Origin of the sequence: Parazoarcus communis (assembly GCF_003111645.1) — a bacterium.
GTDB lineage: Bacteria > Pseudomonadota > Gammaproteobacteria > Burkholderiales > Rhodocyclaceae > Parazoarcus > Parazoarcus communis_A.
In genome coordinates this window covers 1,375,617-1,397,910 of the sequence record NZ_CP022187.1, presented here as the reverse complement: position 1 = coordinate 1,397,910, position 22,294 = coordinate 1,375,617, and the positions used below count along the sequence as shown (strand labels likewise).

Genomic DNA, 22,294 nt, shown 5'->3' with positions numbered 1-22,294 from the left:
GGGCCGGGCATCGGTCGCCCTGTGCTGCGCGGGCGTAACCGCCCGCAGCACAGGGCCCGGTCTTGAACAGGCCGGGTCTTGCTGCGTATGCTCGGGGTGGCGCGTTGCCTGGTCAACACGGGAGACACCATGAAGCTCTATACCTATTTCCGCAGTTCGGCGGCCTATCGCGTGCGTATTGCCCTCAATCTCAAGGGGCTGGACTACGAGTCGATACCCGTCCACCTGACCCGTACCGGCGGCGAGCACCGGCAGGAAGACTATCTGGCGGTCAATCCCGCAGCCCTGGTGCCCGCGCTCGTGGAAGGGGGCCGGGTGATGACCCAGTCGATGGCAATCATCGAGTACCTAGATGAAACCCACCCCGAGCCGGCGCTGCTGCCCGGGACGCCGGTCGACCGCGCCCGTATCCGCGCGATTGCGCAGACCATTGCCTGCGACATTCATCCGCTCAACAACCTGCGCGTGCTGCAGTACCTTGGGCGCGACCTGGGCGCGAGTGACGAGCAGAAGAGCGCGTGGTATCGGCACTGGGTGGAACTGGGGCTTGCCGCGGTCGAAGCAATGCTGGCGGTCGACGAGCGTACCGGTGCGTTCTGTCATGGGGACACGCCCACGCTGGCTGACTGCTGTCTGGTGCCGCAGGTGTTCAATGCGCGTCGCTTCAATTGCCGGATGGACGCGCTGCCGGTGATCAGCCGCATTGCCGAGCGCTGCGAAGACCTCGAAGCCTTCCGTCTCGCGGCACCGGGAAATCAGCCCGACGCCGAGTGAGGTGCTCCCGGGGGCGTGATTGCCCCGTCGTGTTCAGCCCGCGCCCGAGATATTGCCCAGGCGGCCGGAAATCTCGCGCGCGCAGGCACGCACCTTGGTGGCGGTGGTGCCGTTCCAGTCGGTGTCGAAGGCGCCTGCGGGACCCATCGCGGTAATGGCCAGCGAAAGTGCTCCGCTGTTGTCGAACACCGGGGCGCAGAAGGCGTTGATGCCCGGGATCGGGTGGCCGAGGGCGCGTGCGATGCCATGTCTGCGCACATCGCTCAGGATCTCGTCGATATGACGCTTTGACATCTTTAGCGCCGGCTGTTCGCCCGCAGCAAGTTGCGACAGTTCTTCGTTCACCAGCGGGCGGGTGATGCGATCGGGCAGAAAGGCGGCAAAGACGCGGCCGGTGGCCGTGAGCATCAGCGGCGTCATCACGGTGCCCGGACGCATGTTGATATGGATCGGGCGGTGGCACTCTTCGATGCGGATGATGGTGGGGCCACGGTTACCCCATACCGCGATCGCCACGTTGAGCTGGATGTCATCGGCCAGCTTGGCGATCTCGGGCATCGCCGCCTTGAGCGGGTCTAGCGCGTGCAGTGCGGTCAGGCCCATCTGCAGGGAGAACGGCCCCAGGCCGTAGCGGCCGGTGACGGGGTCCTGCTCGATGAGTCCGAGCTTGCCGAAGCTCACCAGGTAGGGGTGAGCCTTTGCCGGCGGCATGCCGGCCTCGCGGGCAAGGTCCTTGAGCATCATCGGGGTGCCGTTTCGCACCAGCGCCTGCAGCAAGGTGCCGCCGACCTCGATCGACTGGATGCCGCGACGGTCGACGCGCTCCGTCGACCGGCCTTCGGTGCCGCCGTGTTGAGGTTCCTGTGTGCTCGGGCCGGGTTTGTCGTTTGTCAGCATTTGCTCTCCTGCATGGCGCAAATGGTAGCATTTTCAAAGCAGTTGATCGTCGTTTGTAGGGTTTGACATGACGTGTGAGGGGGCGTGTGCGGGCTGCGAACGATTTCCGCGGGCTGATGCCTCAGACCTAGGTGAAGCCATGGGCGAACGCCCGAATCGGGAGGTTGAAGATGGCTGGAGAACGATGTGTGTCCGGCGTGGGCGGGTGGCTGAGAAGCGGGCTGCTGTCGATGGTGCTGTTGCTGGTGGTCGGCATGACTCAGGCAGCGAGCCCGGTACGGGTCACGGTAGTGGCAAGCGGGCTTGAGACGCCCTGGTCTCTGACCTTTCTGCCGGATGGCCGCATGCTGGTGACCGAGCGCCCGGGGCGCATGCGCATCGTGTCGCCACAAGGCACGGTGTCTGCGCCGATCGCGGGCGTGCCCGATGTGCACTCGCGCGGACAGGGCGGCCTGCTTGATGTTGTGCTCAGTCCGGCGTTTGCAACGGACCGCACGATCTTCTTCTCCTTTGCGCAGCCCACGCGGGACGGGGCACGCACCGCCGTGGCGCGCGCAGTGCTGGACAGCGATGCGCTGAAGCTGAGCGAAGTGAAGATCATCTTTGCGCAGAACGAGTCCCCGTCGGGCGGTCACCACTGGGGTTCGCGACTTGTTTTCGGGCGCGACGGCAATCTCTTCGTCACGCTGGGCGACCGCTACAGTTTCCGTGACCGTGCGCAGGATCTGGACAGTCACATGGGGAAGATCGTGCGCATCCGGCCCGATGGTTCGGTGCCGCCGGACAATCCCTTCGTCGGCAAGGCGGGGGCGCTGCCGGAGATCTGGTCCTATGGCCATCGCAACGTTCAGGGGGCCGCGCTGCATCCGCTGACCGGCACGCTCTGGGCGCACGAGCACGGACCGCAGGGGGGCGACGAGATCAACGAGATTCTGCCCGGGCGCAACTACGGCTGGCCGGTGATTACCTATGGCCGGGAGTATGTCATCGGCACGCGCATCGGCGAGGGCACGGAGCGGGCCGATGTCGAGCCGCCCCGCCACCAGTGGACGCCCTCGATTGCGCCATCGGGCATGAGCTTCTACACCGGCAATGTCTATCCGGGATGGCAGGGCAGCCTGTTCGTGGGGGCGCTCAAGTTCCGCCTGCTGGCGCGACTGAGCGAGGAGGGCGGCAAGGTGCGCGAGGCCGAACGGCTGCTGGAGGACGTCGGACGTCGTATCCGCGATGTTCGTCAGGGGCCGGACGGCAAGTTGTGGCTGCTGGAGGAAACCGAGGGCTCGGTGCTGAGGCTAGATCCCGGCTGATCGATGCGTGCTGCGCGCTCGGCCATGGCTTGAATCCGGAGGGCTTCATGGTGCCCGCTGGATGAATCGTGGACTGGCACGGATGGTGCTAGACTCGAACCATTCTGATTACCGGTGCCCACGCAATGAGCCTGCTCGACAACCTGCGCAATCTGTTCAAGGCGCCTCCCGCGCCGGTTCGGCCCTACCGCGGGCTGCGTGAAGGCTCGGTTCAATGCATCGGTCCGCATGGCCTGCATCGCATGGCTTACACCGAGTGGGGCGACCGCGACAACCCGCGGGTCGTGATCTGTGCGCACGGCCTGACGCGAAACGGGCGCGACTTCGATGATCTCGCGATCGCGCTCTCGGACGAGTACCGGGTGATCTGCCCGGATGTCGTCGGGCGCGGTCGCAGTGACTGGCTCGGGGTCAAGTCGGACTACGGCTTTCCGCTCTATGTCGCTGACATGATCACGCTCATCGCCCGGCTCAATGTCGAGAAGGTGCATTGGGTGGGAACCTCGATGGGGGGCATCATCGGCATGCTGATCGCCGCTCAGCCGCATTCGCCGATCAGCCGGCTCGTGCTCAATGATGTGGGCCCGGTGATCACCGCGGTGTCCCTGCGCCGGATCGGACCCTATGTGGGCACCGCACCGGTCTTTCCGTCGATGGAGGCCGCCGAGGCCTACGTGCGTGAGGTCAGCGCCCCATTCGGCCCGCTGACGGATGCGCAGTGGCGCCACCTGACTCAATACACCGTGAGACCGGTCGCCGATGGGTTTGCGATGGTCTATGACCCGGGCATCGGCGAGGCTTTCCGCCAGATTCCGATCGTGATGGACATCGACATGTGGGACACCTACGAGCGGGTCCGCTGCCCGACGCTGGCCCTGCGCGGGGCCGAGTCGGATCTGCTGGAACACGAAACCCTCGAGGCCATGGCAGTTCGCGGCCCCAAGGCAAGAATCGTTGAATTTGAAGGCATCGGCCATGCGCCGATGCTGATGGACCCGGCGCAGATTTCGGTCGTGCGCGAATTCCTGCTTCAGGCCTGAGGGTCCGAGGCAGGGTCTGGCCGCTCAGTCTCCCGATCTTTCCTCGGGGATGAAGCGGATCGATGCCGAATTGATGCAGTAGCGCAGGCCGGTCGGCTGTGGGCCGTCCTCGAAGACATGCCCGAGGTGGGCGCCGCACTGATGGCACAGGACCTCGGTCCTGCGCATGAAATGGCTGTTGTCCTCTGCAGACTCGACGTTTTCCGCTTCGGCTGCGGTCCAGAAGCTGGGCCAGCCGCAGCCGGCATCGAACTTGTGCTCGGATGCGAAGAGCGGTGCGTCGCAGCACACGCAGTGATACTCGCCCTTGTCCCAGGTGTTCCAGTATTCCCCGGTGAAGGCGCGTTCCGTGCCTTTCTCGCGCGCGACGTGGTACTGGATGGACGTCAGCAGTTCGCGCCAGGCGGCGTCGGATTTCTCGATTATTCGACTCATGTCTGTCTCCTGTGCGCGCCCGGCTCAGTGCAGGTGGCGCGGCACATGTTCGGTCTGCTCTTCAGGCATCTCGGCGTGCATGATCTCGCCTTCAGGCGAGGGGTACATCGGGGCGCCACAGTCCTCGCAGTATTCCAGCGGGAAACGGTGGTCGAGATAACGCACCTCGCCGACGCCACATTCGCGCAGCACGGCTTCGATTTCCGCGGGCACATCGATGGTTTCATCCTCTGCACCAAGCAGGGGCCATACGACGCCATGCAGCACGTCTTCGCGGCCGTGCATGGTGAAGCCGATGCGGTATTCCTCGATCTCTTCGTCACGGAACGGCGCGATCACCGCCAGCAGCTTGGGGGCAGGGGCGTCGAGTGCGGCACCGAGGAAGGCGACCGATGCGCGGATGGAGTAGGGCCGACTGGCCTTGTCGGCCGCCCGGCAGGCGCTGAAGTAGGCTTCGGGCAGCACGAGTTCTAGGACGCAGCCCGGCATCAGCGGGGCGAGGCAGGCGCCGCCCTGGCTGCGCCACTGAGTGAGCGCCTGTTCGCGACTGCCATCCTGCTCCTGCCAGCGGAACAGGGCTTCGCCCTTGCGCACGGCAACCGCAGCGAGCAGGTAACGTGTGTCGGACAGAAACTGCGATGTTTCCGGCATGCCGGCCGTGTCGATGTGAAAGTCCTGCCCGCTGATGGCGGCACGCCCGGCCAGCCCTGCAAAGCCGGCCGTTGAGCAATAGCCCTGCGGCAGCTGGTCGGGACTGAAGAGGAAGTCGGCAATCGCCAGTTGCGTATCCGAGGCAAGCACGTGCGCCTGCAGGTGCACCCGCAGGTTTGCCAGCGTCGACGCGGACAGTGACGTGGCGGGGATGCTGAACCGCGACCATGCCAGGATGGGCGCTGCGATGAGCAGGATGTCGTGCTCCGGGGCGACGCCTGCAGCCGACTCGGAGCGCGACTCGATGTGGTCAGCAAGTTCGTCGTAGCCCGGGCTTTCGCTCCCGAACAGGCGGTCGAGGGCGCTGTTCAGCGTATCTTCGTCGTCGTTGCCCAGGATGGTGTCGATAGCACTCGTCAGCCGCTCTTCCCAGTAGTGATCCTCGACCCGGCAGCCGGATTCGGCAAGGCCTGTGGAGAGCCAGACAAGTTGTTCAGCAAGGCGGCCAATGCCGCCGCGGCGCTTGATGCGCGGTCTTTTCATCTCATGTCCTGTGTGGCAATGATGTGTTCGGATGAGCTCTTGAACACTTTGAGCCATTCTAGCGCAGCCGGTTCAGTATGCCGGTTTGTTGAGGCGGACGGTCTGCAGGATGGTGGCCGAGATTTCCTCGATGGACTTGGTCGTGGAGTCGAGCCAGCGGATGTTCTCGCGGCGCATCAGTTTTTGCGCTGCATCAATTTCGTAGGTGCAGTTGTCGTGCGACGCATAGCGACTGTTGGGCCGGCGTTCCTGGCGGATCTGCGACAGGCGTTCGGGTGCGATGGTGAGCCCGAACAGCTTGCTGCGGTAGCGATGGAGTTCGCCGGGGAGCTTGTTGCGCTCGAAATCTTCCGGAATAAGCGGATAATTGGCGGCCTTCACGCCGAACTGCATGGCGAGGTAGAGGCTGGTGGGTGTTTTTCCCGAGCGGGAGACACCAACCAGGATGACATCGGCTTCGGCCAGTTCGCCGTCGGACGAGACGCCGTCGTCGTGGGCCATCGCGAAGTTGATCGCCTCGATGCGGTTCTTGTAGTCGTTGCTGTCGGCAATGCCGTGAAAGCGGCCGACGGCATGGGTCGAGCGCTGCCCGAGTTCCGACTCGAGCGGGCCGATGAAGCGGTCGAAGAGCTCCAGAAACAGGGCGTCGGCCTTGTGCAGGGCTTCGACCGTCTTTGGATTGACCAGGGTGCTGAACACGATTGGCCGCGTGCCGTCGGTAACAAACGCGTCTCGAATTTGGCTTGCACATTCAATCGCTTTGTCGAGATCATCGACAAATGGGATCCGGACCTGGCGGAAACGGGCTTCCGGGAACTGTGCCAGCAGGCTGTGTCCCAGTGTTTCCGCGGTGATGCCGGTGCCGTCGGAGATGAAAAAAACTGTCCGGTTCGGAAGGTTGCTCATGTGCGATGGCTCTTTCTGATGTGTCAAATTGTGATTAGGGCATACCCTGCCGTGCGGCAGAGCACAATTTTTCTGTAAAATCGCATTTTGCTGTCACTTCATGGAATCCGGAAGCCACTCATGAGCCGTTACGTCATTCCCTTCGTAGAACTTCGCATGACCGATGTCGACAAGGTCGGCGGAAAGAACGCCTCGCTCGGCGAGATGATCAGCCAGCTGCCTTCGAGCGTTCGCGTTCCGGGTGGTTTTGCCACCACCGCCGACGCCTATCGCGAGTTCCTTGCTCACAACGGGTTGGCTGACCGGATCAATGCCGCACTTGATGCCCTCAACGTCGACGACGTCGATGCGCTGGTCAAGGTCGGTGCCGAGATTCGTCAGTGGATCGTCGATACCCCGTTCCCGGCTCAGCTCGAATCCGAGATCAAGGCGGCGTACGAGAAGATTACCTCTGAAGGCGAGGGCAGCTTTGCCGTTCGCTCTTCGGCGACCGCGGAAGACCTGCCCGACGCATCCTTTGCCGGTCAGCAGGAAACCTTCCTCAACATTCATGGCTACGAGAACATCCTGCACGCCATGAAGGAAGTGTTTGCTTCCCTGTACAACGACCGCGCGATCGCCTATCGCGTTCATAAGGATTTTGCACACGCCGACGTTGCGCTGTCGGCTGGCGTGCAGCGCATGGTGCGTTCGGATACCGGTGCTTCCGGCGTCATGTTCACCATCGATACCGAATCCGGCTTCAAGGACGTGGTTTTCATCACGTCATCCTACGGCCTGGGCGAGACTGTCGTCCAGGGTGCGGTGAACCCTGACGAATTCTACGTGCACAAGCCCATGCTGGCACTGGGCCGTCCGGCTGTGGTTCGCCGCAACCTCGGTTCCAAGCTCATCCAGATGGTGTTCGCGGACAAGAAGGAAGCCGGCAAGTCGGTGCGCACGATCGATGTGCCCGAGGCCGATCGCAACCGCTTCTCGCTGACCGACGAAGACGTGCTCGAACTCGCGCGCTACGCAGTGGTCATCGAGAAGCACTATGGCCGCCCGATGGATATCGAGTGGGGCAAGGACGGCGTCGACGGCAAGCTGTACATCCTCCAGGCACGCCCCGAGACGGTGAAGAGCCAGTCCTCCGGCCACGTTATGGAAAAGTACCGCCTCAAGCAGTACGGCAAGGCACTGACCCATGGCCGGGCCATCGGACAGAAGATCGGCGCCGGCACCGTGCGCGTGGTCAAGGATGCGTCCGAAATGAACCGCGTCCAGGCTGGCGACATCCTGGTGACGGACATGACCGATCCCAACTGGGAGCCGGTGATGAAGCGCGCCAGCGCCATCGTCACCAACCGTGGCGGCCGTACCTGCCACGCTGCGATCATCGCGCGTGAGCTCGGCATTCCGGCCATCGTGGGTTGTGGCAACGCCACCGACATCCTGTCCGAAGGCGACTCGGTGACCGTATCCTGCGCCGAAGGCGATACCGGCTACGTGTACCGTGGCAAGCTCGAATTCGAGGTCATCACCACCGACATGGGCAATCTGCCCGAGATCCCGGTGAAGATCATGATGAACGTGGGCAACCCCGAGCTCGCCTTCGAGTTCGCGCAGATCCCCAACGGCGGTGTCGGTCTGGCCCGTCTCGAGTTCGTCATCAACAACATGATCGGCATTCACCCGAAGGCCATTCTCGAACTCGGCCAGGTGCCTGCCAGTCTGCGCGACGAGATCAATCGCCGTTCACGCGGCTACGCCACGCCCAAGCAGTTCTTCATCGAGAAGCTGGTCGAAGGTGTGGCCACGATTGCTGCGGCTTTCTATCCGAAGCCCGTAATCGTGCGCATGTCCGACTTCAAGTCGAATGAGTACCGCAAGCTGCTGGGTGGCGACATCTACGAGCCGGAAGAAGAAAACCCGATGCTGGGCTTCCGCGGCGCGTCGCGCTACATCGCGCACTCCTTCCGTGACTGCTTCGAGATGGAATGCGCCGCAATGCGCAAGGTACGCAACGAGCTGGGTCTGACCAACGTCCAGATCATGATTCCGTTCGTGCGCAACCTCGAAGAGGCTTCGGGCGTGGTGGATCTGCTCGCCGAGCATGGTCTGAAGCGTGGCGTGAACGATCTCAAGCTCATCATGATGTGCGAGATCCCGTCCAACGCGTTGCTGGCCGACAAGTTCCTTGAGTTCTTCGACGGCTTCTCGATCGGCTCCAACGACCTGACCCAGCTCACCCTGGGCCTGGACCGCGACTCCGGTCTGGTGGCGCATGCCTTCGACGAGCGCGACGAAGCGGTGAAGGCGCTGCTGTCGATGGCGATCCAGTCGGCCAATCGTCTCGACAAGTACGTCGGCATCTGCGGTCAGGGCCCGTCGGACCACGCCGACTTTGCCGAGTGGCTCATGGATGAAGGCATTCAGACCATTTCGCTGAATCCGGACACCGTGGTCTCGACCTGGCTGAGCCTGTCGACGCACGCGACCAAGTAAAGCGTACTTCGGCATCAAGGCACAACGGCGGCTCAGGCCGCCGTTGTGCGTTTACGCCTGCCAGAATCTGCAGTGCTTTCCTTATCCGAACTTAGTGATAGACTCCTGCTGTTTTGTGTTTGACCAAATCAGTTGTGCGGGGATGTAACCGCTACTGCGGTCGGCACACCCCACTATCAGGCCGCACGCCGGGATTCGTTCAGGCTGGCGGGCACTTATCGGAGGAAGGGGATGGCACTGGTCATTCTTTCCATGGGACGCTTCAGCCGCTCGCGTGTCCGCACGCTGAGTTCGCGCGCCCTGATCCTGATTGCATCAGGAACCCTGCTTGCAGTGGCCGGTGGTGCTTTCGCGCTTGGCGTTGGTGTGGGGCGCGCCGAGGTCGATGCCCCGGCCTCTCCGCTGAGTGTGGACCATCCCGAAGGCCGTTTTCTGGTCGATCGGCTGGGCGAGATCTCCGGAAAACTTGCACGGCTCGAATCCGAGGCGCTGACACTCGCCAAGCGGGTGGGCGTCCTGAAGGGCAAGGACACCGGTGCTGCGAGCGCTGCAGGCACACAGGCAGTGCCGCCGGCGGCAGAAGCCGGAAAGACGGCTGCCACGCAGTCCGAAGCGGCCAGGAAAGCGGTCGGAGCAAGTGGTGGACCGCTGATCTCGCTGCTTGGCAGTACGGGTCATGCGGATGCCGCGCTGGCGGCATTCGACGATCAGGGCGCGGGCCTGACTGATCTCGAATACGAACTCGAGCGTCTGGGCGCCGTGCTGTTCGAGGTCGATCGTGCAGCCACCGAGCTCGACCTTGCGCAGATGGCCTTTCCGAGCCGTAATCCGGTGCCTAACGGGCGTCGCAACTCGTCATTTGGCACCCGGGTCGATCCGTTCAACGGGCGCAGCGCGTTTCACTCCGGTCTCGATTTTCAGGCGCGTGCGGGCACCCCGATTCATGCCAGTGCAGGCGGTCGGGTCGTTTTTTCCGGCTATCACCGCGAGTACGGCTATCTGGTCGAGATCGATCACGGTAACGGGCTCGTGAGCCGCTATGCACACTGCTCGCGTCTGTTCGTGAAGGTGGGCGACGTGGTGACGCCGTCGCAGCGGATCGCAGCGGTGGGTTCGACCGGCCGCTCGACCGGCGCGCACCTGCACTTCGAAGTGCTCCGCAACGGGGCCTTCGTCAATCCCCTGCGTTACCTCGACAACTCCTGACGCAGTGCCACTGTGAACCGATTCGCCGGTTTTCGCCCGCGTCGCCTGGGAGAGGACGTTGTCAGCGACCGTATTGCCGCGCATCAGCGCAAGCTGGTGATTGGGGCCGCGCTTGGCGGTGCCTTGCTGACTTTTCTGATCTGCCTGGTGTGGTATCTCGACACGGATCTGGCGCATGGGGTCAAGGTGCAGGCGCTGGAGCAGGACAATCAGCGCCTTGCCGAGGAGCTCAGTGTGGGGCGTCTTGCGCTTGAGATGGAGCGCGCGACCCGGGCCGAGCTCGAGCGCCAGCTGGCTGAGCTCAACGAGGCGCTGAAGAAGCGCCAGGCCGAACTGGCCTTTCTCAAGTCGCGAACGGCAAGCCCCAAGCCGCGCTGAGCGGATCACGGCCTTAGCCGAGTGCATGCGCTGCGGCGACAGACGCGATGTCGGGGTTGCGCGATGCCCGGCCTGAAACCTGGTCCCCGGATCAGCGGGGCGTGGTGGCCCCGGTTTCGTCGGGGTCGCTCATCCAGCCGAGTTTTCTGAACATCACCCATGCCAGCCACGCGGCGAACCAGGTTGCGTAGAAACTGAAGACGATGTCGCTCAGAAAGTGTCCGCCCTGTGCGACGCGACCAAATCCGAAGACCGCGCCGAGTCCGAGTCCGATCAGCGTCCACCGCCGGCGGGCTGCAACCCCGCCGAGAAAGCCGAGACTGACGAAATAGAAGCCTGCCGATGCATGGCCGCTGACGAACGAACAGTTCTTGCCGCACTGATCGGTCGGAATGATGGCGGGCGAAAAGGTCGCGGCGCCGCCAAACTCGGTGACCTTTGCCGGTCGCGCCCGTCCCCAGTGATCCTTCAGCACGACGTCGATCAGCAGGCCAGGCCCGAGGATGAGCGCCGTGATCAGGTAGCCGACCTGGATGCGCCTGCGGGCACCCTGAAGGCCGCGCTGAAACATGTAGGCAAAGAGTGCGATGAAGAGGCCGATGATGATGGCGTTGGACATCATCGGAATGCCCCGGTACAGCGCCATCACGAATGCATTGCGCTCGCCCCAGAAGCCGCTGCCCTCGGTGTAGAAGGCAGCGCTGGTACGGAGGTCGATTTCAGGCCACAGCAGGAACAGTGCGGAACAGGCCAGCATGCTGACCAGCATGATCAGGGTGAGGCGGCTGCGCGGTCCGCCTTCATGAGCAGTGCCGCTCGGGGTCTGTGCTGCGTCCATGTTCATTCCTCTGCGGTTTGCTGCCTGACAACTGCAACACCGCCCTTGAGGAACAGTGTTTCGTATCCGGTTTCAGGTACGCGATCGATGCGGGTGACGGCAAGCTCACCGGCAAGCGGCGCGCGCGAGGGTGTGACGGCCTCGCGGTAGACGCTGAGGCTGGGCACGTCGAGCCGCCATGCCACCACGGGCTCGGGCCGCTCGCGTACGAAGGCTGCGGCTTCCTTCACGGGTCCTTGCAGCACGTTGCCGACCCAGGGGACGACGACCGTGGTCAGTGCCAGTACCTGCAGCGCCGCACCCGCCATCATCTTTGACCAGATGCCCGCCGGCAGGCGAAATGCGACTGCCAGCCACAGCAGCAGGCAGGCAAGGGTGACGGTGTAGTAGATCGCATCGGCACGCGCCAGCGCATCGCCGAGCTGGGCACGGTAATAGGCATTGCCCGCTGAGCTCGCCGAGAGCAGATCGAACACCAGCGGCAGGGTCACGAACAGCGCTAGCAGCAGGGTGAGCGGTGCGAAGTGCACCCAGCCCCGGCGCAGGCTGTCGCGGTGTGCTGCGATCAGCAGGAACAGCGGCGTCGAGCCATAGAGCACGTAGTGCGGCAGCTTGGTGCCGGAGAGCGAGAAGAAGACGACGACGAACCCGGCCCAGATCCACAGGAAACGGCGCACGCCGGTGCCCGCGTCGGCGCGGATGTTGCGCAGCGATGCGATCAGCGGCGAGGTCCATGGCAGCAGCAGCAGCGGAACGGCAAAGATGTAATAGAACAGGCTGCCGGTATGCCCCTCAAGGGTGCCGGTGAAGCGTTCGACGTTGTGCTTGAGGATAAAGCCGTCGATGAAGTTCTGCCCGTGGGTGAACAGCGCGTAGACGTACCAGGGTGTAACCAGGACGGCGAGAATCGCCCAGCCCGTGGGGTCGAACACGGAGCGTGCCCAGCGCTTCCATTCTCCGCGCGTGGCGCAGTACAGCAGCGTGACCGTGCCTGGCACGATCAGGGCAATCGGCCCCTTGGTGAGCACGCCCAGCGCAATCCAGACGTAGCTGCGCAGCAAGGGCGTGCGCTGGCCCGACTCCAGATGACGCCAGGCATCGAACAGTGCCAGCGCCAGCAGCATGTTGAGCAGGGCGTCGGCGGTGGCCGCACGCCCGATGGCGAAGGGGCCGATGGCGGTGGCGGCGACGGCGAGTGCGGCAAGCGCAGTGTCCGGGCCGAAACGCTGGCGCGCGAAATACCAGGTGGCGTAGCTCCAGATCACTGCCGCAACTGCGGAAGGCAGACGGAAGGCCCACTCGGTGGCACCGAAGATCAGGTAGCCCAGCGCCTGAAACCAGTACACCAGAATCGGCTTGTCGAAGCGGTGCTCGCCGTTGAGGTAGGTCGACAGGAAGTCCCCGCGCGCGAACATTTCGCGGGTTGCCTCGGAGAAGGCACCTTCGTCTACGTCAAACAGCGGCGCACCGCCCAGCAGCAGAAAGAAGCTCGCCAGCGGCAGCAGCAGGATCAGGGTGGCGACGACGGGGTTGCGCGACAGCATGCTCACGCCTCGACGGGCTGACGCCAGCCCTCATCCGCTGCAAGTTCGACGGCCGGGCGGGAAAGGTAGGGGCGCGACGTGCCCGACTCGTAATAGACCCGGGTGAGCAGCTCTGCCAGTACCCCGGACGTCACCATCTGCACGCCCGCAATCACCAGGAAGAAGCCGCCGAAGAGCAGGGGCCGGGTGCCGATCTCTTCGCCGAGGAAGATCTTCACGAAACCGAGGTAGGCCAGGATCAGGCTGCCCAGGGCGCCGAGGCCGATACCGATGCCGCCGAAGAAATGACCCGGACGCGTGCGAAAGCGCATGAAGAAGTACACGAAGACCAGGTCGAGAATGACGCGGAAGGTGCGCGAGATGCCGTACTTGGACTGGCCGAACACCCGTGCGTGGTGGGTGACGACTTCCTGGGCAATGCGTCGCGGCGTGGTGACGGTCGCCAGCCACGCGGGAATGAAGCGGTGCATTTCGCCGTACAGGCGCACGCTCTTGATGGCGGAACCGCGGAACACCTTGAGGCTGCAGCCGTAGTCGCGCAGATGCACGCCGGTGAGGCGGGCGATCAGGCGGTTGGCGATGCGCGACGGAATCTTGCGCAGCAGCAGCCCGTCCTGGCGATCCTTGCGCCAGCCAGCCACGAGGTCGAGATCTTCCGTGAGCAGGCGGTACACCATGCGCGGGATGTCGATGGGGTCGTTCTGCAGATCGCCGTCCATGGTCACGATCACGCTGCCGCGGGCGGCATCGAGCCCGGCCTGCATCGCGGCGGTCTGCTTGAAGTTGCGCATCAGCTCGACAACACGGACGTGAGGGCCGAACTGCTTGGCGCAGCGCGCGAGCTCAAGCGGCGTGGCGTCCGAGCTGCCATCATCGACCAGCACCACTTCCCAGGGCCACGGGTAGGGGCCGAGGGCGAGATGAATGCGGTCGAGCAGCGGCTCGACGTTCTCCGCCTCGTTGTACATCGGCACCACCACGGACAGGGTGTGCTCGGGCAGGCCCTCGGGGATCTGCGGTTCGGCGTGGGGCAGGGGCGACTTGTTCATGAACGGGATGCACTCTCGGAAGATGAATGGGCTTGTGCCGTCGTTGCGGCAGATGCCGGGCCGGCGTTCGGGAACAGCCAGGCCAGCGCACCTGCGCTCAGCGCACAGGCAATGACAAAAAGATGGAGGGCGAGTGCCGCCTGCAGGCCGTCGCCGAAGGCGATGCCGGCGGGCAGCAGGGCGGCGGCGGCGCCGGCTTCGTAGGTGCCGAAACCGGCCACGCCCTGAATCGGAAGAATGGCGGCGAGTTCTGCGCCGAGCGCACCGGCTGCGCCCTCGGGCATGCCGGTGGAGAGCAGGGCTGCGAGCAACCACGCCTGCGCGGCGAGCTTCACCGACCAGTTGGAAACCGTCCATAGCCAGCCGAAGCGGGCGTGACGGGTGGATTCGCCAAAGGCGTTGCGCAGCTTCGCCAGTTTGCCCGCGAACGCACCGCGCTCTGCCCAGTCATGTGGCTTGCGTGCCCAGCGCGGCAGCCCCCAGGCAAACACGGCGAGCGCGACCAGGCCCGCAATGCGCAATGCCAGAGGCAGTTCGGGCCATACCGCGACGGCGACCATGCCGACCACGAGCGCATCCTGCAGGCGGAACCAGAACAGCGAGGCAATCGCCCGCGGCAGCGGCGTGCCGAAGGTACGCTGCAGCAGCAGCGGGAATGCGGCCTCGCCACCCCGGAAGGGCACGATATTGACCATCGCATTGTGCATCAGCACGATACGCACGCAGGCGCCGAAGCGGCCCGCGGCATCGCGACGGAATTCGTCGTACACGCGCAGTGCGCGCAGCAGGTAGCTGGCGGCAAAGCCGGCCACGGCCACGGCCACGATGGCAGGCGTCAGGCGGCCCAGCGCCGCGCCCAGGGTCTGCCAGCGGGCGTCGGCGAGAAACCAGCCCAGCAGACCGAGGCTGAGCAGGATTGCAATGGCGCGCTTCATGTGGGCACCTTGCAGGTCATCGGGCGCACCAGTGCGAAAACGGCGCCGGCCATGCCCCACACCACCAGCAGGTACTGCATCCACAGCCCTTCCGGGTAGCCGAGGTCCTCGAACGCAAGCAGCACGGCGACCAGGATCATCAGCGCCCCCATGGTCTGCACGCCGCGTCGGCGTTCCCAGAAGCGCCAGTGAGCGGACCAGCGCACGCCGATGACCGCACTCAGCCATCCACCCGCCGCCCCGGCAAACAGGTCGAGCGGCCAGTGCGCACCGACGGCGACGCGGGAAAAGCACATCAGAACCGCAGCCGCGAGGACGACCCACGCCCACTGGCGGCGCACCGCAGGGCTGGCACAGAGCACGATCACGCCCGCTATGACGAAGGCGGTAAGCGAGTGTCCGGAGGGAAAGGAGTCGGTGCGCAGCGGCAGGCCGACAACGTTGAACTGATCCTGCGCGAGAACGGCGGCAGGGCGTGGTTCGGCAAAAAGCTGTTTCAGGCCGTGGGTATACAGGGTGGCGACGGGGGCCGCGAGCAGGGTGGCTGCGAGCCAGCGCGGGCGCCACGCAAGTGCAGGCGTGATCAACGCGAAGGCGCCCAGCGTCGAGGCCAGGTTGGTGATGCCGGCCCACACGAATCCCGGTGCGATGCCGCTTGCAGCGGTGTTCCAGGCGATGAACCAGGTCTCGTTCAGGCCGAGCGCAGCCAGCACTGCTGCACACAGTGCGCACACTGCGGCAGGGAAGACGAACCACCCGATCGAGGGTGAATCATCGCTCGCGAAACGTGAAACGGAGGCGCTCATCGGGCGTGGGGCGGGCAGACAAAGGCGCATTTTAGCTGATCCCCCGTACTTCTAGCCGCGCAGCTTTGTCACAGACGCTTCATCCGCGTCGGGGGAGGGAGCGCCTCGGGTATAATTCCGCGCTTCCGATTGCCGTTGTTCGGTACCTCTTTTTTCGCGTTTCGACAGACATGACCCAAATCCTCAAGCTCCGTGGCGCTGCCGCGCTCTCCCGGTCCCGCCTGGATCGTCTCTCCCGCAGTGTGGCCGAAGTGCTGCCCAAACTGCAGGGGCTGGCCGCCGAGCACTGGTATTTCGTTGAACTGAATGCCGCGCTGGACGCCGAAGAGACCGCCCGTCTGGTCGATCTGCTCGGTGCCACGCCGGAGACGCCGACGGCGCCGGCCGGCACCATGATGCTGGTCGTTCCCCGTCTGGGCACGATCTCGCCGTGGTCTTCCAAGGCGACCGATATCGCGCATCAGTGCGGTTTCGACAAGGTCGTGCGCATCGAGCGCGGTACGGCCTTCACGCTGGCGGGCAAGGGCGTTGATGCCCGGTCCGAGTTGCTGGCGAGGCTGCACGACCGCATGACCGAGTCGGTGCTGGCGAAGATGGACGAGGCCGACGCCCTGTTCCATCACTACGAACCGCAGCCGCTGACCTCGGTGGATATTCTCGGTGGCGGCCGCGCTGCGCTGGAAGAGGCAAACGGTACGCTGGGGCTCGCGCTGTCGGACGACGAAGTCGATTACCTGGTCGAGAACTTCACCCGAATCGCACGCAATCCGACCGATGTCGAACTGATGATGTTCGCCCAGGCGAACTCCGAGCACTGTCGCCACAAGATCTTCAACGCCGACTGGGTGATCGATGCCCGTCCGATGGAGAAGACCCTGTTCGGCATGATCAAGGACACCCACAAGGCCCATCCGCAAGGTACGGTCGTGGCCTACTCGGACAACGCCTCGGTCATCGAGGGCGCCACCATCGAGCGCCTGTATCCGGACGCAGCAGGTCGTTTCGCTTACCACAGCGAGGAAACCCATATCCTCGCCAAGGTCGAGACCCACAACCATCCGACCGCCATTTCGCCCTTCCCGGGCGCAGCCACCGGCGCCGGTGGCGAGATCCGCGATGAAGGTGCGACCGGTCGCGGTTCGCGCCCGAAAGCGGGCCTGGCCGGTTTTTCGGTCTCCAACCTGAACATCCCGGGCTATCAGCAGCCGTGGGAAAAGCCTTACGGCAAGCCCGAGCGCATCGCCTCCGCCCTCGACATCATGATCGAAGGGCCGATCGGCGCCGCAGCCTTCAACAACGAATTCGGCCGTCCCAACCTGACCGGCTACTTCCGCGCTTTCGAGCAGGAAGTGCAGGGCGAGGTGCGCGGTTTCCACAAGCCGATCATGATTGCCGGCGGTCTGGGCAGCATCCAGGCACAGCAATCGCACAAGCCGACCTTCCCGCCGGGCACGCTGCTGATTCAGCTTGGCGGTCCGGGCATGCTCATCGGCCTGGGCGGCGGTGCCGCCTCGTCGATGGCGACCGGCACCAACGCTGCCGATCTCGACTTTGCATCGGTGCAGCGCGGCAACCCCGAAATCCAGCGCCGCTGCCAGGAAGTGATCGACGCCTGCTGGCAGCAGGGCGAGGCCAACCCCATCATCGCTATCCATGACGTCGGCGCGGGTGGTCTGTCGAACGCGATGCCGGAACTGGCCGACCACGCCAGCCTGGGCGCGCATTTCGAACTGCGCGAAGTGCACATCGAAGAGCCGGGCATGAGCCCGCGCGAGATCTGGTCGAACGAATCGCAGGAGCGCTACGTGCTCGCGATCGCACCGGAAAGCCTCGACCAGTTCCGCGCCTTCTGCGAGCGGGAGCGCTGCCCCTTCGCGGTGCTTGGTACCGCGACCGCTGACGGTCACCTCACCGTGAGCGACCGTCATTTCGACAACAAGCCGGTCGACATGGAGATGCAGGTCCTGCTCGGCAAGCCGCCGAAGATGACCCGTAACGTCTCGCGCCGCGCCGTCCATCTGCCGCCGTTCGACGTGACCGGCATGGATCTGATGGACGCCGGCCTGCGTGTGCTGCGTAACCCGACCGTGGCAAGCAAGCGTTTCCTGATCACCATCGGCGACCGCTCGGTGGGCGGCCTGACCGCGCGCGACCAGATGGTCGGACCGTGGCAGGTGCCGGTGGCCGACGTCGCGGTTACCGCGATGAGTTTCCAGGGCTATCGCGGCGAAGCCTTCGCCATGGGCGAGCGCACTACGCTGGCCTGCGTCGACGCGCCGGCTTCGGGACGCATGGCTGTGGCCGAGGCGATTACCAACATCGCCGCGGCCGATATTGCCGACCTGGGCGACGTCAAACTGTCGGCCAACTGGATGGCAGCTGCCGGCCATCGCGGCGAGGACGCCAAGCTCTTCGACACGGTGAAGGCGGTGTCGGATTTCTGTATCAAGGCCGGTGTGTCGATCCCGGTGGGCAAGGACTCGCTGTCGATGCGCACCGCATGGGCCGACAATGGCGAGGACAAGCAGGTGGTGTCGCCGCTGTCGCTGATCGCCACCGCGTTTGCGCCGGTGACCGACATCCGTCGCACGCTGACGCCGCAACTGCAGTTGCCCGAAGGTGTTGAAACCGAGCTGATGCTGATCGACCTTGGCAATGGCAAGAACCGCCTCGGCGGTTCGGTGCTGGCACAGGTCTTCAACTCGGTGGGTGAGCATGCACCCGATGTCGACCCCGAGCAGCTCGCGGCCTTCTTTGCCACGATCCAGCGTCTGCGTCGCGAAGACCTGATCCTGGCCTATCACGACCGTTCTGACGGCGGCCTGTTCGCAGCCGTGTGCGAGATGGCGTTCGCCAGCAAGTGCGGCCTGTCGCTGGTGCTCGACACCGTCTGCTACGACCCCTACATGAACGATGTCGATGGCCTCGAGAAGAAGCCCGACATGCTCAAGGGCCGCTTCGATGACAAGCTGATCTCCGGCCTGTTTGCCGAAGAACTCGGTGCGGTCATCCAGATCCGTCGTGACGAGCGTTCGAAGATCACCGAGATTCTGCGTGAAGCCCGCCTGACCTATCACTTCATCGGCGAGCCCAACGACAAGGACGAAATCCGCTTCTGGCGCAGTGCCAAGCGTATCCTTGCCGCCAGCCGCAGCGAGCTGATGCAGGCCTGGTCCGAGACCAGCTACCAGATCGCCCGTCTGCGCGACGACGCCGAGTGCGTGCAGCAGGAGTTCGATGGTCTCGCGGATGCGACCGACCCCGGTCTGTCGGTCGCGCTGTCCTTCGACGTCAAGGACGACGTCGCAGCGCCCTTCATCGCCACCGGCGCCCGACCCAAGGTCGCGGTGCTGCGCGAACAGGGCGTGAACTCGCAGTTCGAGATGGCAGCGGCCTTCGAGCGTGCCGGCTTCGAGCCGGTCGATGTCCACATGTCGGATCTGCAGTCCGGCCGCAAGCAACTGCTCGACTTCCACGGCCTGGCTGCCTGCGGTGGCTTCTCGTATGGCGACGTGCTCGGTGCCGGGCAGGGCTGGGCCAAGTCCATCCTGTTCAACCCCAGGCTGCGTGCAGAGTTCGAAGCCTTCTTCGGGCGCACTGACAGCTTTGCGCTGGGCGTGTGCAACGGCTGCCAGATGATGGCTCACCTCGCACCGATCATTCCGGGTGCAGACGCCTGGCCAACCTTCCATCGCAACCGCAGCGAGCAGTTCGAGGCCCGCTTCGTGATGACCGAGGTGGTCGACAGCCCGTCCATCCTGCTCGCCGGCATGGCCGGCAGCCGCATGCCGATCGTCGTCAGCCACGGCGAGGGCAGGGCGGTGTTCGCGGCTGAAGCCGACCGCGAGAAGGCGCTGCTGGCGCTGCGCTATGTCGACAACCATGGTCAGCCGACCGAAACCTATCCGCAGAACCCCAACGGTTCGGCGCTGGGTGCAACCGGCTTCACCACGGCAGATGGCCGCTTCACCATCATGATGCCGCACCCCGAGCGCACCGCTCGCACGCTGCAGATGTCGTGGGCACCGCAGTGGATGATCGACGAGAGCCCGGACGCTTCGCCGTGGCTGCGCATGTTCCGCAACGCGCGCAAGTGGCTGGGCTGATCGGCTCGGCGCCTGTTCGCTGATTCTGCGCCCGACCCGGTTCGGGTGTGACAACGGGGTGACCGGGGAACCGGCACCTCGTTGTGCCATTCAGGACTGTCTGTGCGCAGTGCTGCAGGCGCGCGTCGCACAGCATTAAATGATCTGGGTCAAGTTTCATTGTGTCGAAACGTCTATAATCGGCCGACATTACCGGACACCCTGCCAGTCTGCACGCCAGCCCCTTTGCCCCGACCCTGATTGATGTTCATCCGAAGACGCCAGTTCCGCCTTGCTGCCTGGTTCGCAACGCTTGCGATCCTGCTCGGTGCGCTTGCGCCTGCGGTGAGCCAGGCAATGACGGTGCTCGGGGATGGCCATCAGCGCTGGATTGAGGTGTGCTCGGCGTCCGGCATGCAATGGATTGCGGTCGATGCGGACAGCGGGCAACAAGGCGACGACGCGCCCGGCGCGTCCACTGCATCCTGCCCTTATTGCTGTCCGCACGCAGGCTCGTTCGGTCTGCCACCTGAGCTGTCCGCCGGATTTGCCGTCATCGGCATGGCCGCGCTTGAACCCCCGCTTTTCTTCTCCGCTCCCCGGCCACTGTTTGCGTGGACGGCTTCGAGTCCGCGCGCGCCACCCGCTGCCTCCTGATCGTCGCTGAACGCGTGCTGCCCGCACCCTGTGCGCGGCGTGCGCTGTGCAATCACCGATTCCGGAGGTATTCATGCCTTTACACGATTTCTTCCACGCCGCACTGGCGCGGACCTTCTTGCTGCGTACGCTGCTCGTCCTGTTGATGGGGCTGTTCATTGCAATGGCGCTGAGCGCCTGCAACAGGGAGACGGTCAGCTTCAGAAATACCGACATCACCGGCGCCAACTTCGGCCACGACTTCAGCCTGCTCGACCCCGACGGCGCGACCCGCAGTCTCGCTGACTTTCGCGGCAAGGTCGTGATGATGTTCTTCGGCTTCACCCAATGCCCGGACATCTGCCCGACTGCACTGTCGCGCGCCGCGCAGGTGCGGCAACTGCTCGGCGACGATGCCGACAGGCTGCAGGTGATCTTTGTCAGTGTCGACCCCGAGCGCGACCTGCCCGGTGTACTCAAGGCCTATACCGCTGCGTTCGACCCCGACTTCCTCGGGCTCTATACCAGTCTCGAGGAAACCCGCAAGGTTGCCGACGAATTCCGTGTTTTCTATCGCAAGGTGCCGACTGGCGGCTCGTACTCGATGGATCACACCGCAACGAGCTACGTTTTTGATCCGGCAGGGCGCCTGCGCCTCGCCGTGTCCTACCAGAGTACGGCCGAATCCGTTGCGGCCGATGTGCAGACCCTGATTCAAACAGCTTCATCCCGCCCCTAAGGAGAACACCATGAAAGTGAAGATCGTCGCCTCGCTGTGTGCTGCACTGATTTCGTCTGCCGTCTTTGCGCAGGTTTCCGTCACTGAGCCCTGGGTACGCGCTACCGTTCCGCAACAGAAAGCGACCGGTGCATTCATGCAGATCACGTCGCCGGTGGATGCCAAGCTTGTGGAGGTTCGTTCGCCCGCAGCCAAAGTGGTTGAAGTGCACGAGATGGTCATGGAGAAGGATGTGATGAAGATGCGCGCCATTCCCGGTCTGGATCTGCCGGCCGGCAAGGCGGTCGAGCTCAAGCCCGGCGGCTATCACGTCATGCTCATCAACCTCAATGCACAGGTGAAAGAGGGTGACATGGTGCCGCTGACCGTTGTCGTCGAAGGCAAGGACGGCAAGCGTGAAAGCGTTGAGATCAATGCGCCGGTGCGTCCGCTCAACAGCGCGGCCGGCGGCATGCAGATGAACAAGATGCACTGATCACCCGGGCCGGTCAGCCGGACATCCGCACTGGGTGCGGTGTCAGCTCGGCCGGCGCGTTTCCACCGTTCCGATTCAGTCCCGTTCTGTTCATGATCAGACGTTTCCATCACCAGGTGCTTGCTGCGCGGGTCGCGATATTCGTGATCCTGCTGAGCGCGCTCATGCCCGTACTAGGGCAGGCGCTGCTGCGCGCGAGCGATCCTGGACGGTGGACGGAGATCTGCACCACCGGCGGCATGATCCTGGTCGATCTGTCGGCGGAGGAGGAGCGTGACACCCCGCTCGAAACCGGCAGCGAGCGCAATGCCTGTCCGTTCTGCCTGCCGCACGCCGGGCACGCAGCCTTGCTGCCAGGCTTGTCGCCCCTCGTTCTTGAGGCGGTTTTCGATGGCAGCGCCCGCTTTGTTCAGCCTTCCGAACCCCCGCGCCTGCGCACCGTCTGGCTCGCAGCGTTCTCGCGCGGCCCTCCCGTTTCACCTGCTCTCTCCTGATTATTTCTCGTCGTACGCCATGCGCATGACGCTGGCCCGCCCCAGCCGCACGATCTGATGCGTCTTGCG

The 22,294-nt window shown here is 64.3% G+C and carries 20 protein-coding genes; 11 read left to right on the top strand and 9 right to left on the bottom strand.

Annotation, left to right across the window (positions count from 1 at the left end):
- The first annotated feature begins 129 nt into the window (after positions 1–129).
- Positions 130–774, top strand: coding sequence for a maleylacetoacetate isomerase (gene maiA, locus CEW83_RS06375; RefSeq protein WP_108951238.1), 645 nt, complete (start codon positions 130–132; stop codon positions 772–774).
- A 33-nt stretch (positions 775–807) separates the two neighbouring features.
- Here maiA and CEW83_RS06370 read toward each other — a convergent pair whose 3' ends face one another.
- Positions 808–1,671 carry an IclR family transcriptional regulator gene (locus tag CEW83_RS06370; RefSeq protein ID WP_108948598.1) on the bottom strand — a complete coding sequence of 288 codons (864 nt, stop codon included), beginning with the start codon at positions 1,669–1,671 and terminating at the stop codon, positions 808–810.
- A 230-nt stretch (positions 1,672–1,901) separates the two neighbouring features.
- On the opposite strand from CEW83_RS06370, the gene CEW83_RS06365 reads away from it, so the two are divergent.
- Positions 1,902–2,978: a PQQ-dependent sugar dehydrogenase gene (locus CEW83_RS06365; protein ID WP_234419062.1), complete on the top strand. Its 1,077-nt coding sequence runs from the start codon at positions 1,902–1,904 to the stop codon at positions 2,976–2,978.
- A 125-nt stretch (positions 2,979–3,103) separates the two neighbouring features.
- Positions 3,104–4,018 carry an alpha/beta fold hydrolase gene (locus tag CEW83_RS06360; protein WP_108948596.1) on the top strand — a complete coding sequence of 305 codons (915 nt, stop codon included), beginning with the start codon at positions 3,104–3,106 and terminating at the stop codon, positions 4,016–4,018.
- A 24-nt stretch (positions 4,019–4,042) separates the two neighbouring features.
- Here CEW83_RS06360 and msrB read toward each other — a convergent pair whose 3' ends face one another.
- The 3 genes from msrB to ppsR form a co-directional block, all read right to left on the bottom strand.
- Positions 4,043–4,453, bottom strand: coding sequence for a peptide-methionine (R)-S-oxide reductase MsrB (msrB, locus tag CEW83_RS06355; protein ID WP_108948595.1), 411 nt, complete (start codon positions 4,451–4,453; stop codon positions 4,043–4,045).
- Positions 4,454–4,477: 24 nt separating this feature from the next.
- Entirely contained in the window at positions 4,478–5,647 is a 1,170-nt protein-coding gene (locus CEW83_RS06350; RefSeq protein WP_108948594.1) for a DUF2863 family protein, read from the bottom strand.
- 72 nt (positions 5,648–5,719) lie between these two features.
- Positions 5,720–6,553 carry a pyruvate, water dikinase regulatory protein gene (gene ppsR, locus CEW83_RS06345; protein WP_108948593.1) on the bottom strand — a complete coding sequence of 278 codons (834 nt, stop codon included), beginning with the start codon at positions 6,551–6,553 and terminating at the stop codon, positions 5,720–5,722.
- 120 nt (positions 6,554–6,673) lie between these two features.
- On the opposite strand from ppsR, the gene ppsA reads away from it, so the two are divergent.
- From ppsA to CEW83_RS06330, 3 genes are all read left to right on the top strand, one after another.
- Entirely contained in the window at positions 6,674–9,040 is a 2,367-nt protein-coding gene (gene ppsA / locus CEW83_RS06340) for a phosphoenolpyruvate synthase (protein ID WP_108948592.1), read from the top strand.
- Positions 9,041–9,271: 231 nt separating this feature from the next.
- Positions 9,272–10,246 (top strand): M23 family metallopeptidase, encoded by a 975-nt coding sequence (locus CEW83_RS06335; RefSeq protein ID WP_108948591.1) that lies wholly within the window; start codon positions 9,272–9,274, stop codon positions 10,244–10,246.
- 12 nt (positions 10,247–10,258) lie between these two features.
- Complete coding sequence (locus tag CEW83_RS06330; protein ID WP_108948590.1) at positions 10,259–10,624, top strand: hypothetical protein; 366 nt, start codon at positions 10,259–10,261, stop codon at positions 10,622–10,624.
- 91 nt (positions 10,625–10,715) lie between these two features.
- On the opposite strand, the gene CEW83_RS06325 is transcribed toward CEW83_RS06330, so the two are convergent.
- The 5 genes from CEW83_RS06325 to CEW83_RS06305 are packed head-to-tail and all read right to left on the bottom strand — an operon-like array spanning position 10,716 to position 15,796.
- A complete protein-coding gene (locus CEW83_RS06325; protein ID WP_108948589.1) occupies positions 10,716–11,462 on the bottom strand; it encodes a phosphatase PAP2 family protein in 747 nt (248 codons plus the stop codon).
- 2 nt (positions 11,463–11,464) lie between these two features.
- The gene (locus tag CEW83_RS06320) at positions 11,465–13,006 is read right to left on the bottom strand and encodes an ArnT family glycosyltransferase (RefSeq protein ID WP_108948588.1); all 1,542 of its coding nucleotides are present in this window, start codon (positions 13,004–13,006) and stop codon (positions 11,465–11,467) included.
- Between the two features lie 2 nt (positions 13,007–13,008).
- Positions 13,009–14,055, bottom strand: coding sequence for a glycosyltransferase family 2 protein (locus tag CEW83_RS06315; RefSeq protein WP_108948587.1), 1,047 nt, complete (start codon positions 14,053–14,055; stop codon positions 13,009–13,011).
- The gene (locus CEW83_RS06310) at positions 14,052–14,990 is read right to left on the bottom strand and encodes a lysylphosphatidylglycerol synthase domain-containing protein (protein WP_108948586.1); all 939 of its coding nucleotides are present in this window, start codon (positions 14,988–14,990) and stop codon (positions 14,052–14,054) included. The genes CEW83_RS06315 and CEW83_RS06310 overlap by 4 nt, the downstream gene beginning before the upstream one ends.
- Positions 14,987–15,796, bottom strand: a complete 810-nt coding sequence (locus CEW83_RS06305; protein WP_108948585.1) for a phosphatase PAP2 family protein — start codon at positions 15,794–15,796, stop codon at positions 14,987–14,989. The genes CEW83_RS06310 and CEW83_RS06305 overlap by 4 nt, the downstream gene beginning before the upstream one ends.
- A 170-nt stretch (positions 15,797–15,966) precedes the next feature.
- Between CEW83_RS06305 and purL the strand changes: the two genes are divergently transcribed.
- The 5 genes from purL to CEW83_RS06280 all read left to right on the top strand — a co-directional run bounded on the left by purL (position 15,967) and on the right by CEW83_RS06280 (position 22,225).
- On the top strand, positions 15,967–19,902 hold the full coding sequence (purL, locus tag CEW83_RS06300; RefSeq protein WP_108948584.1) for a phosphoribosylformylglycinamidine synthase: 3,936 nt from the start codon (positions 15,967–15,969) through the stop codon (positions 19,900–19,902).
- 243 nt (positions 19,903–20,145) lie between these two features.
- On the top strand, positions 20,146–20,538 hold the full coding sequence (locus CEW83_RS06295) for a DUF2946 domain-containing protein (protein ID WP_108948583.1): 393 nt from the start codon (positions 20,146–20,148) through the stop codon (positions 20,536–20,538).
- Positions 20,539–20,611: 73 nt separating this feature from the next.
- The gene (locus CEW83_RS06290; protein ID WP_234419008.1) at positions 20,612–21,256 is read left to right on the top strand and encodes an SCO family protein; all 645 of its coding nucleotides are present in this window, start codon (positions 20,612–20,614) and stop codon (positions 21,254–21,256) included.
- A 10-nt stretch (positions 21,257–21,266) separates the two neighbouring features.
- Positions 21,267–21,731, top strand: coding sequence for a copper chaperone PCu(A)C (locus CEW83_RS06285; RefSeq protein WP_108948582.1), 465 nt, complete (start codon positions 21,267–21,269; stop codon positions 21,729–21,731).
- Positions 21,732–21,823: 92 nt separating this feature from the next.
- Positions 21,824–22,225: a DUF2946 domain-containing protein gene (locus CEW83_RS06280; protein WP_108948581.1), complete on the top strand. Its 402-nt coding sequence runs from the start codon at positions 21,824–21,826 to the stop codon at positions 22,223–22,225.
- Positions 22,226–22,294: the final 69 nt, after the last annotated feature.